The following is a 13777-nucleotide window of genomic DNA, read 5'->3' on the forward strand; positions in this document are numbered from 1 at the left end:
ATTAGGCACTCCTGATCTGGCAGAGCGTGACCTTGGTTTCCTGCATGAAGGTCACCGGATCGTAGCCATAGGTGGTCACCGCGTTGACGCTTTCGCCGAGCACGATCGGGTCCGTGCCCTGCGGATACCTGCTGCGCTGATCCACGCCCTGGAACCAGCCGGCGAAGTGGAAGGGCATCCACGCCACGCCACGGCCGACGCGTTCCGTCACCAGCGCCTTCACCCGCACGCGGGCGTTGCTCTCCGGCCCCAGCACCCAGACGTTCTGGCCGTCGCGGATGTTGCGGGTGGCCGCATCCTCCGGGTTGATCTCGACGAACATGTCCTGCTGCAGCTCGGCCAGCCACTTGTTGGAGCGGGTTTCCTCGCCGCCACCCTCATATTCGACCAGGCGGCCGGAGGTAAGGATGATGGGGAAGTCGCCGGCTACCTGATGGCTGCGGTTCTGCACGGAGACACCGAGATGCGGCAGGCGGAAGCCGCGGCGGTCCGGCAGAGTGGGGTATTGCGCGATCAGGTCGGTGCGCGGCGTGTAGATCGGCTCCCGGTGCACCGGCACCGGGTCGGGCAGGTTCCAGGCCACGGCACGGGCCTTTGCGTTGCCGTAGGGCACGCAGCCATGTTCCATGGCAACGCGGATAATGCCGCAGGACAGGTCGGTGGCCCAGGAGAAGCTGCCGCCATTGCTCTCGATCCAGCCGCGCTCCGCCTCGGTCAGTTCCTCATACCAGCCGAGGCGCTTCAGCACGTCGACGGTGAATTCCGGGTAGCCGTCCTGGATCTCGGAGCCGAGCGAGTAGGACCCCTCCGCCAGCAGCGTCTTGCCCTCACGCTCCACGCCGAAGCGGGCGCGGAAGGTGCCGCCGCCGTTCTTCACGTGCAGGTTGGTGTTGTACAGGATGTGCGTGCCCGGGTGCTTCATCTCCGGCGTGCCCCAGCAGGGCCAGGGCAGCCCGTAGAACTCGCCCTCCACCGGCGTGCCGGGGGCGCCGCGAAGCGTCACCAGGTCGAACTTGTCCTGGTGTTCCATGTGCAGCTTCAGGCGTTCCGGCGACTGGCCGGAATAGCCGGTGCTGAGCGAGCCGCGGTTGATCTCGCGCAGGATGCTTTCGGCGGTCGGCGCGTTGTTGCGGATCTCGTAGGGCTTGAACATTTCCGCCTGGATGCGGATCGGCAGCCCCTTGCGTTCCGCCGCGCCATCCAGCGCGCCGGCCAGGCGGTACATCAGCTCATAGTCGGTCTTCGATTCGAACAGCGGGGCGACGATACGCGCGCCCCACTGGATGGAGCGGTTGGAGGCGCTGCGGCTGCCATCGCATTCGAACTGCGTGGTGGCGGGCAGCAGGTAGGTGTTTTCCTTGCGGTCGGCCAGCACGGCGAAGGTGGTGGGGTGCGGGTCGGCGACCACCAGCAGGTCTAGCGCCTCCAGCCCCTTCACCGCTTCCGGCATGCGGGTGACGGTGTTGCCGCCATGGCCCACCACCAGCATGCCGCGAAGACGGTCGCGCTGCTCGATCTGGTCCTTTGGCAGCGTCACCGCATCGAAGTAGCGGGTGGTTGGGATGCCGGGCGTGCCCATCATCGCCGGGCTGTCGAAGCGCGGCACCATGTCTTCGTAGCGCACGTCCCAGACGCGCGACCAATGGCGCCAGGCGCTCTCCGCCAGCCCGTAATAGGCGGGCAGCGTGGTCACATCGAGGCCGAAGTCGGTGGCGCCCTGCACGTTGCAATGGCCGCGAAAGATGTTCGCGCCGCCGCCATTGTTGCCGACATTGCCAGTGGCCAGCAGCAGGATGGAGAAGGCGCGCACATTGGCGGTGCCGACGGTCTTCTGCGTCGCACCCATGCACCAGATCAGCGTGGACGGTTTCTGGGTGGCGAAGGCTTCGGCCACCTTCTTGAGCTGCGGCCCCGGCACGCCGGTGACGCGCTGCACTTCCTCCGGCGTCCACTTCGCGCATTCGGCGCGGATCTCATCCATGCCGTAGACGCGCTGGGCAATGAACTCCTTGTCCTCCCAGCCATTGGCGAAGATGTGGTGCAGCATGCCCCAGATGATCGGGATGTCGGTGCCCGGTCGGATGCGGACAAATTCGTTGGCGTGGGCGGCCGTGCGGGTGAAGCGCGGGTCGATGACGATCAGGTTGGCGCGGTTGCGTTCCTTGCCCGACAGCACGTGCTGAAGCGAAACGGGGTGCGCCTCCGCCGGGTTCCCGCCCATGATGATCATGGTCTTGGAATTGCGGATGTCGTTGTAGGAATTGGTCTGCGCGCCGTAGCCCCAGGTGTTCGCCACGCCGGCCACCGTGGTGGAGTGGCAGATGCGCGCTTGGTGATCGACGCTGTTCGTGCCCCAGAAGGCCGCGAACTTGCGGAACAGATACGCGCCTTCATTGCTGAACTTGGCGCTGCCCAGCAGGAACATGCTGTCCGGCCCGGATTCCTGCCGGATCGTCATCATCTTGTCGGCGATTTCCGTCAATGCGACGTCCCACGACAGGCGCGTCCACTGACCGTTCACCAGCTTCATCGGGTATTTCAGGCGCCGGTCGCCATGCACCAATTCGCGGACGGAAGCGCCCTTGGCGCAATGCGTTCCGCGGTTGATCGGGCTGGCCCAGGTCGGCTCCTGCCCGGTCCAGACGCCGTTCTGCACTTCTGCCGTCACGCTGCAGCCGACGGAGCAATGCGTGCAGATGTTCTTGATGCGCTGCACAGGCTGGCTGTGGTCCTGCACACCCAGGGCACTACCCGGTGCGGCTTGCGCGCGGGATGCGCCTAGCGAGCCCAGCGCCGCGAGGCCCGCGCCGGCGAAGCCCGCCTGGCGCAGGAAGCTGCGGCGGTCCAGACCGCCGGAGGAAAGGCCCTGATAGGCGGCGGCAAGACGCTGGCGTGCGGCCTTGCCTTCGGAGCGCTTGATCAGCATCTGACTTGCTCCCGATTCTTATTCGTAACGGTTCGTACGGTAGAAGGCCTGCACATGGGCCGAATCCGGCTGGTACCGGGCGGCCAGGCGCTGCGCCTGGTTCTCCTTCCGCGCATCGCGCGACGGCACGGTATCCGCGCGCTGCGCTAGCGCCGGCGTCGCCACCGCCGCACCGAGGCCAAGCGCTTTCAGGAAACCGCGACGGACGGGCTTTTCAGCTGCCTGTTCGCTCATCTTGGCTCTCCCCAAATCAGGCCGGCAGATCCGCTGCGGCGGCCTCGAGTTCCACGGCAAGGCGGCCGAGCCGCCCGACCGAACGATAGAAATCCGCCATCTCCGCCTTTTCCAGGTCGGCGAAGAAGCGCGCGGCCCAGGGGCGGATATGGCGGGTAAAGAACGGCGGGGCAGCGCCCGGTTCGCCGGGGAAGGCTCCGGCCAGCAGCCCGGCATAGGCCTCGCAAAGGAACGCGATATGGTCTTCCGGTTCCGCGACGCCTTCGGCGCGCAGGATGCCGAGCCTCGCGAGGTCGCCGCGCAGATCGGCCAGCGGCCGTTCATGCAGGAAGCCGGTGAGGTAGTAGCTGCCATAGGGCAACAGCTCGCCGCGGCCGACACCGATGAACAGCTTGAAGAATTCCTGCTCCGCCGCCTCGGCACGTGTCCGGCCGGCAGCCTCCGCCAGCGCGCCATAGGCCGCGCCCAACTCGCCCGATTCGCCGCGCAGGGCGCGCATGCGGACCAGCAGGCCGGCATCCGGGGCGGCACCCAGCAGGCGACCGAGCAGCGCAAACAGCCGCGCCCGTTCCGCATCCACGGGGTCGAGAACCAGTTGAGTCTGTTCTTCCTGCATCCCGTCGAATGTACCTAAAAGAGTGACAGCACGGCCTCCCAGCCACAGCAATCACAGACAGATAGCCTACCAAGCGCAAAGCTCGGCTTTAGGCAAGTCTTTGAATTTGTACTGCGAATCGTTCTCAGTTGACCCGACCCGATGGCGCGGCACGCGCCGTCAGGCGGGCATGGCGCCGCCGTGGCGGCGCCGTGGTTGCCCCGGATCCTGTGCCGGATCCTGCACCGGTTCGGCATGTATTTCGCCCACCAAGGCCGGGTCTGATGGCGTGGCTTCGGCCAGCAGCGACGGCGGGTCGGGGTCGTCCGGTGCCGCGTCCTGGGCCTCGGGCGCTGCGTCATCTGGCGTCTCAGGTCGCTCCCCGATCGCCTGGGCCAGCAACTCCTTCAGCTTTCCGCCGATATCGAGCGAGAAGCCGGGCGGCATGCCGGCCGGGTTGTTGTAGTCCCATGCATAGTCCGAGGGGCCGATGAAGTCGCGGATGGTCGGATCCAGCGACCACATCCGCCGCAGCGCCGCGCCGCGCAACGCCGCGGGGATGCCGGGGCGGAGGAACTGGCTGAAGTCGCTGGCCTCGGTCAGGTCCTCGATCCGCGGCAGGGCGGACAGATCGATCTCCGGCACGCCCGGGATCGGGCAGGCCTTTGGCGCGGGGGGCGCGACTTCGGCTTCGTCCGGTGCGTCAGGCGCGATCTCCGATTCCCGCTCCAGCTCCGGCTCCGGCTCCAGCTCCGGCTCCGGCTCCGGCTGGCGTTTCAGGCGGGACCAGCGGCTGAGGAAGCCATCCTCCTGCCCGCTCACTTTTCCGGCTCCGCGATCCGGCTGCGATGCGCCAGGGCCTCCGGGTCCGCCTGGTCGCGCTTGCGCTTCCAGAAGCCGCGTTCCTTGTGATGGCGGGCGACGAATTCCTGCATCACCGCATGCAGGCGCGGCGGCAAGGGCAGCGATTCCAGCAGGTCCTGCCCGACATCGGCATAGAGATGCGCCTCCCCCGGATCGGCGGTCACGGTCTGCAGCGTCCAGCCGCTCACCGTCTCCGCGGGCCGCAGCAGCACCCAGACCAGCGGCTTGGCGGAGGCGAGGTTGTGGCGGTAATTGTCGGTGTCGGTCGGGTACAGCGCGACCTCCGCGCTGCCTGCGAAGAACACGGTACGGCCCGGCTCCTCCCGCAGGATGGTCCAGGGCGGTACGTCCGGTGCTTCCTCCAGCACCTCCACCGCGCGCCAGGCGTATTCCGCCCAGCGGGTCACGCCGGGGCGGCGTTCCACCAGCACGGCGAGCGGGATGAACAGGCTGTCCGGGTTGTGCGTGCGGGTCATGCGCCGCTCTCCCGCGCCCGCAGCGGCAGCCCCGTCACCAGGTTCTGCGGCTTCATCCGCAGCTTCTGGGCCGCATCCGTGGCGAGCGCCAGGTACACCGGCTTGCCTGCGACGCGCGGCAATACGCGGGACGCCTCGGCAAACTCCAGCACGCCGAGCCACAGGATGCGCGCCAGCCGCGCCTGCTTCACCTTTTTCCCCTGCCACAGATCATTGGCGATGCCGGTGGCCTCCGCGTCCAGGCCGACATGCCAGGTCCAGTTGTGATCCTCGATCACCGGCACAGGGCGGATCGTCACCTGCTCGCCGATGACATGGCCAATGAAGTGTTCCAGGGCGCGGGCCAGGCCATGCTGGCCAGGGCGGTTCTCGGCAATGTCGAGGGCAAAGTCATGTGCGTCGGACCGCCCGCGATACAGCGGCGCGTTGTCCTCCGACAGCACATCCAGCTCCACCTCCCGCGGCGGGGACCCGGCCTCCACCAGCAACTGCCCGAGAGGCCCGAAGCCGCCATCGCCACCGCGGGCATCCAGATATTCCTCATCCGCCAGCAGCAGGGCGCCGTGGTGGATGGCGGCGCGTTGCGGGCGGAAGAACAACTCCGCCGCGCGCAGGGTGAAGGCATCCTCCACCCCCTCCAGCGCCGCGCGGGTCACCAGATGGGTCAGCATCTGCAGGAAGATCGGCGGCACGCCCTGCACGCCGTCGCGGAACAGATCGAGCCAGGCGGCCTCCAGGCTCGGCTGCGCCAGCACGCGATCGCGGAAGCCGAGGAAGACGGCGAAATTCTCCTGCGCATCAGGGTCCGCCAGCCGGGTGAGTTCGGCCGGCGACACCACGCGCATCGGCTCCGCCAGCAGCGCCGCGTGCAGGGCGCGTTCCGCCGGGCAGGCTTCCTCCGGCGGCACCAGTTCCGGCCGCGCGCAGAAGGCGCGCCAGAGGTCGGGGGTGCCGAGGATGCGGCCCTGCTCGTCCCGGTCACACAGATGATGGCCGGAGGCGACCCAGAAATCCCCCGGTGCCAGGCCTGCGGGGGCGCTCATGGCTGGCGCCTGCCCAGGGCTGTCAGGTCGGGGTGCTCCACGGCTTCGTCCTCGCTCTCCACCACGGCGAAGACCGGCAGGCTGGTGAATTGGCTGTGCGGCTGTTCGCGCCGGTGCAGAGTGCGGAAACGCTCGCGCACCTGGCCGTCCTCGACGCTGCGGGACAGGGCCAGCACCGTGCCGGGGGGGTGGTCGCAGAGGCTTTCGGCGAAGCCCAGCTCCTCCCGCGCCGCGGCCTCCGCGGCCGCGTCATCCGGCGCGCCGTGCTGCGTGCGGATGTGCTGCGCCAGGGCGGCCAGCGCTGCCGCGTGCTGGGCCTCCGTCGCCTCCGCCACCTCAACGAGTGTGGACCAGCCGAAGGAGGTGAGGCCGAGGAAGCCGCCGCGGAACGCTTGGCGCCGCTTGCCGGACAGCGCCTCCGGCGCCTCGTTCCAGAAGGCGAAGCCGCCGGGCACCGCCCATTCGCCGGGCTCTGCGGCGTCCGCGAAGATCACGGTGTCGGAGGGGTCGAGCCGCAGGGTGCGCGGCAGGCGGTGGGTCATGCGGCCTCCATCAGCGCGGCGGCCAGCGGATGCAGGCGGCGCGTGCCGTCATGTTCCAACACCAGCGCGCCGGTTGCCGGGTCCAGCCCGTGGCGTGCCTCGCCCATCCAGGGCGCGGCCTCCAGGCGGGCGAGGTAGCGGGAAGCCAGGCGCGCGAAGCCACCCTGCGGCCCCGGATGCTGCCATTCGGCCAGGCCGGCCATCAGATGCCGCGCCCAGCCGGCGGTGAGATCGGCGGCGGAGATATCTTCCTCCGCCCAGCCTTCCTCCCGCAAAGCGGTCTGGTGCAGGCCGTGGCCGGGCTCCCACCCGGCGGGGAAGGTCAGCCGCGCCTCGATGCCCACCACCAGCCAATCGGGCACCGCATCCTCCGCCGCACCCTGCGGCCAGGCGAGGCGGGCCTGGCCAATGCGGCCGGCGTTGACGCGGAGGGTGGCAGGCCAGCCGATGGTGAGGGCGACCTCCGCCGGACCATGGGCGCCCAGCGCATCGGCCAGGGCGCTGACGGCGGCGAACAGGGCCGGGCGGGCGGCGGCCAGCGGCAGTTCAGGCTCCAGCACCACCGCGGCTTCGATCCGGGCCGAGGACCGCACCCAGGTGAGCGTACCGGCCCCGTGCTGCGGGGCGAGCTCGATGGCACGGGCCAGCGCATCCCCGCCCTCACGCAGGGCGAAGATGGGACCGAAGGCGGTGGGCAGATCGGGCAGGCCGGTTGTCACGGCGGCGGTGTCTTCCTCGGCGATCCCTCGCAACAGCGCGGAGCCCGGCATATATGGCGGTCCAACCCCCGGGCCTAGGGCCTGGGCAGGCACGAGGAATCGCGGCGCCCGCATGACACGTACCCCGATCACCTTCGTCTGCAGTTGCGAGGATACGATGCCGCTGGATGGCCGCGCCATTGCGCGCGGCTGCCCTGGCGGGGCGGCGCGCCTGGCCGAACAGCTCTGCCAGTCGCAGCTCGACCGTTTCCTGGCCGCCTTGGCGGAGGATGTGCCGGTGACGGTGGCCTGCACCGCCCAGGCGCCGCTGTTTGCGGAGGTGGCGGAGGATGCCGGTTTCGCGCGGCCATTGAATTTCGTGAATGTGCGGGAAACGGCGGGTTGGTCCGCGGAGGCCAAGGCCGCCGGTCCGAAGATGGCCGCACTGATCGCCGCTGCCGCCGTGCCGATGCCGGCAACGCCGCTGGTGCCACTGAAAAGCGAGGGCATCACCCTGATCCTCGGCCGGGACGAGGTGGCGCTGCGGGCCGCGGAACGCCTCGCGGGCGCGTTGGATGTGACCGTGCTGCTGGATGGCAGCGCGCCGGTTGCGCCGCTGCGGACGGCGGAGTTTCCGGTGGCGCGGGGCCGTGCCGGCACGGCGACAGGCTGGCTCGGAGCGTTCGAGGTGGTGGTGGAAGGCCACGCCATGCCGCGCCCGTCTTCCCGCACCGTCTATGAATGGGGGCCACGGCGCGATGGCGCGGTCAGCCGCTGCGACGTGCTGCTGGACCTGACCGGCGGCGCGCCGCTGTTCCCGGCAGCCGAGGTCCGCCAGGGCTATCTGCGCGCCGACCCCACCGATGCCGCCGCCGTGGAACGCGCGATCGGCGCGGCGAAGGATCTGGTGGGGGAGTTCGACAAGCCGCGCTTCATCACCTTCGATGCCGGGCTGTGTGCCCATTCGCGCAACAGGCGCGTGGCCTGCACCCGCTGCCTGGATCTGTGCCCGACCGGCGCGATCACGCCTGGCCGGGACAGCGTGGTGATCTCGGCCGAGATTTGCGCAGGCTGCGGCGCCTGCGCCGCGGTCTGCCCGACCGGTGCCGCCACCTACGCTTTGCCGGCCTCGGAAAATCTGCTGCGCCGCCTGCGCGCCCTGCTGCTGACCTACCGCGAGGCGGGTGGGGAGGCGCCGGTGGTGCTGGTGCATGATGCGGAGCATGGCGAGGCGCTGATCGACGCGCTCGCCCGGCACGGCACCGGCCTGCCCGCCCGGGTGCTGCCGCTGCGGGTGAATGAGGTCTCCCAGCTCGACCTCGCCTTCTTCCTGGCCGGTTTCGCCTGGGGTGCGGCGCAGATCCGCCTGCTGCTGCGCGGCCGCCGCGCGCATGGGGTGGAGGGTGTGCTGCGGAACCTGGATTTCACGGCGGAAATCCTGTCGGGCCTGTCCGTGCCCGACCACGGCACGCCCCGCGCCGGCGCGATCGAGACGGATGATCCCTTCACGCTGGGCGAGGCCCTCGCCGCCCTGCCCCGCCGCGGTCTGCCCTTCCCGCCCGCCACCTTCCTGGCGCTGGGCACACCGCGGGAGATGCTACGCCAGGCCGGGCGTGCGCTGGCGGAGGGGATGAGCCGGCGGGACGCGGTGCTGCCGATGCCGGCGCTGGCCCCCTTCGGCCTGGCCAAGGTAAATGTGGATGGCTGCACTCTGTGTCTGGCCTGCACCATGGTCTGCCCGACCGCCGCCTTCACCGCGAATCCCGAAACGCCCCAGCTTCGCTTCCTGGAGGATGCCTGCGTCCAATGCGGCCTTTGCGCCACCACCTGCCCGGAGAAGGTCATCACGCTGGAGCCGCGGCTGAACCTGACGCCGGAGGCCGGGCGGATGCAGGTGGTGAAGCAGGAGGATCCCTTCTGCTGCGAGCGCTGCGCGAAACCCTTCGGCGTGAAGTCGCAGATCGACCGTGTCACCGCCAAGCTGCAGCAGGGTGGCCACTGGATGTTCCGCGACCCGAAGCAGCTGGCCCTGCTGCGGCTGTGCGAGGATTGCCGCCCCTTCGCCGCCACCGACGCGGCCATCGACCCCTATGCCGGCCCCGACCGCCCGATCGCCAAGACCACGGAGGATTGGCTGCGGGAGGCGGAGCGGGCGAAGCGGGACGCGACCTGATTGCGGGCACGGGATCGCGCGCCTAGGTTCACCCGGCGCAGGCAGGAGCCCAACGCATGAACGCCCCCTTCCCCGGCGGCAAGCGCCCGGTGGTGCTGGAACTGGACGAGGCGCTGGTGCAGCGCGCGGAGAAACTGAACCGCGACCTGCCCGGCACGATCGCGCGGCTGCTGGAAGCCCATGTCGCGGACCAGGACGCGAAGCTGGCGGAAAGCCGCGCGGCGGCGGAGGCGCATGCCGCCGCCACCAACGCCTTCATCGAGAAGCACGGCTTCTGGGCCGAAGAATACGCGCAATTCTGATGCGCCGACGCTGATGCCGCAGTTCGACGTGCACCGCACCAAAACCCGCTCCGTGCCTTTCGTAGTGGTGCTGCAATCCGCCGCATTCGACCATCTGCGAACCCGCCTGGTCGCGCCGCTGATCGATTCGGCCGAGGCCGCCGCGGCGGGGTACCCGAAGCGCACGCCGCGATTCACCATCGCCGGGCATGACCTGACCCTCGATATCCTGCAGACCACCGCCATCCCGCGCGGCGCGCTCGGCCCGCTGGTCGGCTCGCTGGCCGATGACAACAGCGCGACGCGCATCGTCGCAGCGCTGGACGAGGCGATCTCGCGCGCCCATGGCTGAATGGACACACCGGAGGACACCGCGATGCTGAACCAGCAGATCCTGCTCGCCCGCCGCCCGCAGGGCGCCCCCGTGGCCGAGGATTTCCGGCTGGTCGAGACGCCGATCCCCGATCCCGGCCCTGGCGATGTGCTGGTGCAGCACCGCTTCATCTCGCTCGACCCCTACCAGCGCGGCCGCATGGATGACGTGAAGTCCTACTCGGCGCCCGTTGCCATCGGCGGCGTCATGGAATGCCAGGCGGTCGGCCAGGTGGCGGCCAGCAGCGATGCGCGGTTCCGGGAGGGGGATTGGGTGCTCGGCGGCTTTGGCTGGCAGGGCTATTCCATCCGCCCCGCCAAGTCACTGATCGCGCTCGACCCGAAGGAAGCACCGCCCTCCACCGCGCTCGGTGTGCTGGGCATGCCGGGGCTGACCGCCTGGGTCGGGCTGGAGGATATCGGCCAGCCGAAATCGGGGGAGATGCTGGTGGTCTCCGCTGCCTCCGGCGCCGTCGGCCAGGTGGTGGGGCAGCTTGGCAAGATCCGCGGCGCGAAGGTGGTGGGCATCGCCGGTGGGGCGGAGAAATGCGCCTTCGTGAAGGACACGCTGCATTTCAACGCGGCGCTGGACCACCGCGGCGACCTCAACGCGCAACTCGATGCCGCCTGCCCGGATGGGGTGGATGTGTATTGGGAGAATGTGGGCGGTGCGGTGCAGGCGGCGGTGTTCCCGCGCTTCCGCGATTTCGGCCGCATGGTGATGTGCGGCATGATCGCGCAATACAACACCGCATCGGGGGCCGCCGCCGCCGGGGCCCCGGCGGGGCCGAATCTCGGGCCGGTGGTACGCAAGCGCCTGCGCATCCAGGGCTTCATCGTCTCCGACACCGGCTGGCCGCGCTACGGCCAGTTCCGCAAGGAGATGCTGAGCCATATCCAGGCCGGGCGCCTCCATTATCGGGAGGATGTGGCCCACGGCCTGGCCAATGCGCCGGCGGCGTTCATGGGCATGCTGGAGGGGCGGAATTTCGGCAAGCAGGTTGTCGCGCTCGACTGACATGGACGATGCCGCGCTGGCCGACCGGCTGGGCGGCACCCGCGTGCTGCTGTGCTACGGCCTGCTGGGCGAGGTCATTGCCGGCCTCGCCCCGGTGGGCATGGGCTATATGGGCGCGCAACTGGCGTGGCTCACCGGCCTCGGCGTCGCGGTGCAGGTGGTGAAGCTGCCGACCGCCGCGCCGGTCGGCGTCAATGCCGGGCGGATCGCCGCCGCCATGCTGGCCGACCCCCGCCCGGCCATCCTGGTCGGCCATTCCAAGGGCGGGCTGGAGGCGCTGGCGGCGCTGCTGCGGCCTGGCATGGCCGAGGGATGCCGCGGCTTCATCGCCCTTCAGACGCCCTTCTTCGGCTCCCCGGTCGCGGATCTGATCCTGGCGCGGCGGCCGGTGCTGATGGCGGTGCATCATGTGGCAAGGATGTCGCGCCTCGGTACTGGGCGTGGGCTGCGGGATCTGACGACGCCGGTAAGGCAGGCCTGGATGCGCGCCCACGCCGCGGAGGTGGCGGCACTGGCCGTGCGGCTGCCGGTTGTCACGCTGGCGACGGATCTCGGCGCCGAGGGCGGCGATTGGCGAGACGCAATCTACCGCCCGCTGGCGCGCTGGATGCTGGCGCAGGGGGCCGGGCCGAATGACGGGCTGGTACCCGTCGCCTCCGCCCTGCTGCCCGGGGCCCGCCAGGCGGTGCTGCCTGGCTGCCACCGCGCGCTGGTGGCGCGCGGCCCAGGGCGGGATCCGGTGGAAGTCTTGCGGATGGCGCTGGGGCTTGTGGTCCTTGCGGCGGCCTGATCTGCCTGGTCAGCCGAAAATCACCTCGCCTTCCGCCAGGGAGGTGACGCCGCGCAGGGTGGCGATCAGCACCGGGTCCTCGAGACCCAGGCCATCCATGTCGAAGCTCATCTCGCCATTGGTGGTGTTGAACAGCAAGGTCGATTCCGCGCCGGCCACGGGTGCGCTGCCCTGGACCAGCGGCCCAGGCGTGCCGAAGAACAAACGGATCACATCCTCCCCGCTCACGAAGCCGCGGATGATATCGCCGCCATCCGCCCGATCGACGAACATGAAGACATCCTGCGCCCCGTCGGCATAGGTCTGGAGCAGATCGGCGCCGGTCCCACCAAAGAAGGTATCGGCCCCGGCGCCGCCCACCAGCGTGTCATCGCCGGCACCGCCGAAGAGGTAGTCATTGCCTGCACCGCCGTTGATCAGATCGTTGTCCCACCCGCCATACAGCACATCGTCGCCGTCGCCGCCCAGAAGGGTGTTCTCACCGTCCTCGCCATGCAGCACATCATTGCCGGTGCCGCCATTCAGCAGGTCGTTGCCCGCGCCGCCAAACAGCAGATCGTCGCCGGCGCCGCCCAGGACACGATCATCGCCGTCCTCGCCCATCAGTGTGTCATTGCCGGCGCCGCCGCTCAGCAGGTCGTTGCCCACGCCGCCAAAGGCCCTATCGTTGCCCTCGGAGCGAAACGGTGCGTTCCGGACCCGCCGTGAAAAGCCAGATCGGCTCCAGCGTGAAGAAGCCGTCCTGGAAATCGCGCCTGACAAATACGGTGTTGATCTGCACGGGGGGGGCTCCGGTCCGGCCAAGGTTCGAATTGGGACGGATAAAGAAGCGCAGCCAAAATGAATGCAAGCGTTAAAAATTGATTGCCCTGAGACGCGCCGCATCCCACGGCCCGGGGCGCATGCCGCGCCCCGGGACTCGCCTCATTCCTTAGCCACTTCCACCAGCACCAGCTCCGCATCCTCATCCGCCGTGATGTGGATGGCCGCCTCATCGACGATGCCGGCGCCGTCCCGCAGGGCGAGGGCCGCGCCATTCACCGTGGCCGCGCCCTTCGCCACCACCAGATAGGCGGCGCGGCCAGGCTCCAGCGCCTGGGTCAGCGTCTGGCCCTTGGCGAGGCTCGCCGCCAGCACCGCGCCATTGACGTTGAGCGGCAGCGCGCCGGAGCCGGCATCGCCGGGCCGGCCGGAGGCCAGCACCTCGAACCCCGTGACGGCAGTGCCGTCACCCCGCGCTGCCTTGGGGAATTCCTTGGCGCCCCAATTCGGCTTGGCACCCCGCACATCTGGCATGATCCAGATCTGGAAAATCTTCGTCACATCGGGTTCGAGGTTGTATTCGGCATGCGTCACGCCGGTGCCGGCGGACATGATCTGCACGTCGCCCGCCGCGGTGCGGCCCTCATTGCCGAGGTTGTCCCGGTGCGTGATGGCGCCTTCGCGGACATAGGTGATGATTTCCATGTCGCGGTGCGGGTGGGCGTCGAAGCCCGTGCCGGGCGCGATCTCGTCATCGTTCCAGACGCGCAAGCGACCCCAGCTCATGCGATCCGGATCGCGGTAGTTGGCGAAGGAGAAGTGGTGCTTGGCCTTGAGCCAGCCATGGTTGGCGCCGCCGAGGCTGGCGAAGGGGCGAACATCGATCATCGGTTCTCTCCGGTCCTTGCGCCCGGGCCCAAGCCCGCGGCGCGTCAGTTGAGCGGAGAGATAGGCGTAACGGCCCGCCCGCACAGCAAGGCGGCCGGGATGGGGGCCATTCAGC

General features: G+C 69.5%; 15 protein-coding genes. 5 read left to right on the forward strand and 10 right to left on the reverse strand.

Annotation, left to right across the window (positions count from 1 at the left end; genetic code table 11):
• Window position 1: 1 nt before the first annotated feature.
• The 8 genes from ACFHNC_RS10205 to ACFHNC_RS10240 form a co-directional block, all read right to left on the reverse strand.
• On the reverse strand, window positions 2-2926 hold the full coding sequence (locus ACFHNC_RS10205) for a formate dehydrogenase subunit alpha (protein ID WP_437169101.1): 2925 nt from the start codon (window positions 2924-2926) through the stop codon (window positions 2-4).
• An 18-nt stretch (window positions 2927-2944) separates the two neighbouring features.
• On the reverse strand, window positions 2945-3160 hold the full coding sequence (locus ACFHNC_RS10210) for a twin-arginine translocation signal domain-containing protein (protein WP_437169102.1): 216 nt from the start codon (window positions 3158-3160) through the stop codon (window positions 2945-2947).
• Window positions 3161-3176: 16 nt separating this feature from the next.
• A complete protein-coding gene (locus ACFHNC_RS10215; protein WP_437169103.1) occupies window positions 3177-3776 on the reverse strand; it encodes a TorD/DmsD family molecular chaperone in 600 nt (199 codons plus the stop codon).
• A 159-nt stretch (window positions 3777-3935) separates the two neighbouring features.
• The gene (locus ACFHNC_RS10220) at window positions 3936-4577 is read right to left on the reverse strand and encodes a DUF3306 domain-containing protein (protein ID WP_437169104.1); all 642 of its coding nucleotides are present in this window, start codon (window positions 4575-4577) and stop codon (window positions 3936-3938) included.
• Complete coding sequence (locus ACFHNC_RS10225; RefSeq protein WP_437169105.1) at window positions 4574-5095, reverse strand: DUF3305 domain-containing protein; 522 nt, start codon at window positions 5093-5095, stop codon at window positions 4574-4576. The genes ACFHNC_RS10220 and ACFHNC_RS10225 overlap by 4 nt, the downstream gene beginning before the upstream one ends.
• Window positions 5092-6138: a DUF6352 family protein gene (locus ACFHNC_RS10230; RefSeq protein WP_437169106.1), complete on the reverse strand. Its 1047-nt coding sequence runs from the start codon at window positions 6136-6138 to the stop codon at window positions 5092-5094. The genes ACFHNC_RS10225 and ACFHNC_RS10230 overlap by 4 nt, the downstream gene beginning before the upstream one ends.
• Complete coding sequence (locus tag ACFHNC_RS10235) at window positions 6135-6680, reverse strand: DUF6505 family protein (RefSeq protein WP_437169107.1); 546 nt, start codon at window positions 6678-6680, stop codon at window positions 6135-6137. The genes ACFHNC_RS10230 and ACFHNC_RS10235 overlap by 4 nt, the downstream gene beginning before the upstream one ends.
• Window positions 6677-7450 carry a biotin/lipoate--protein ligase family protein gene (locus tag ACFHNC_RS10240; protein ID WP_437169108.1) on the reverse strand — a complete coding sequence of 258 codons (774 nt, stop codon included), beginning with the start codon at window positions 7448-7450 and terminating at the stop codon, window positions 6677-6679. The genes ACFHNC_RS10235 and ACFHNC_RS10240 overlap by 4 nt, the downstream gene beginning before the upstream one ends.
• 61 nt (window positions 7451-7511) lie before the next feature.
• Between ACFHNC_RS10240 and ACFHNC_RS10245 the strand changes: the two genes are divergently transcribed.
• From ACFHNC_RS10245 to ACFHNC_RS10265, 5 genes are read left to right on the forward strand one after another with little or no spacing between them, the layout of a single operon-like run.
• Window positions 7512-9551 carry a 4Fe-4S binding protein gene (locus ACFHNC_RS10245; RefSeq protein WP_437169109.1) on the forward strand — a complete coding sequence of 680 codons (2040 nt, stop codon included), beginning with the start codon at window positions 7512-7514 and terminating at the stop codon, window positions 9549-9551.
• A 56-nt stretch (window positions 9552-9607) separates the two neighbouring features.
• On the forward strand, window positions 9608-9853 hold the full coding sequence (locus ACFHNC_RS10250; RefSeq protein ID WP_437169110.1) for a type II toxin-antitoxin system CcdA family antitoxin: 246 nt from the start codon (window positions 9608-9610) through the stop codon (window positions 9851-9853).
• Between the two features lie 13 nt (window positions 9854-9866).
• Window positions 9867-10184 (forward strand): CcdB family protein, encoded by a 318-nt coding sequence (locus tag ACFHNC_RS10255; RefSeq protein ID WP_437169111.1) that lies wholly within the window; start codon window positions 9867-9869, stop codon window positions 10182-10184.
• A complete protein-coding gene (locus ACFHNC_RS10260; protein WP_437169112.1) occupies window positions 10185-11222 on the forward strand; it encodes an NADP-dependent oxidoreductase in 1038 nt (345 codons plus the stop codon).
• On the forward strand, window positions 11206-12012 hold the full coding sequence (locus tag ACFHNC_RS10265; protein WP_437169113.1) for a hypothetical protein: 807 nt from the start codon (window positions 11206-11208) through the stop codon (window positions 12010-12012). Before ACFHNC_RS10260 ends, ACFHNC_RS10265 begins: the two co-directional genes overlap by 17 nt.
• Window positions 12013-12021: 9 nt before the next feature.
• On the opposite strand, the gene ACFHNC_RS10270 is transcribed toward ACFHNC_RS10265, so the two are convergent.
• On the reverse strand, window positions 12022-12660 hold the full coding sequence (locus tag ACFHNC_RS10270; RefSeq protein ID WP_437169114.1) for a calcium-binding protein: 639 nt from the start codon (window positions 12658-12660) through the stop codon (window positions 12022-12024).
• 276 nt (window positions 12661-12936) lie between these two features.
• Window positions 12937-13662 (reverse strand): pirin family protein, encoded by a 726-nt coding sequence (locus ACFHNC_RS10275; RefSeq protein ID WP_437169115.1) that lies wholly within the window; start codon window positions 13660-13662, stop codon window positions 12937-12939.
• Window positions 13663-13777: the final 115 nt, after the last annotated feature.

This window comes from Falsiroseomonas sp. E2-1-a4 (assembly GCF_051433165.1).
GTDB lineage: Bacteria > Pseudomonadota > Alphaproteobacteria > Acetobacterales > Acetobacteraceae > Falsiroseomonas.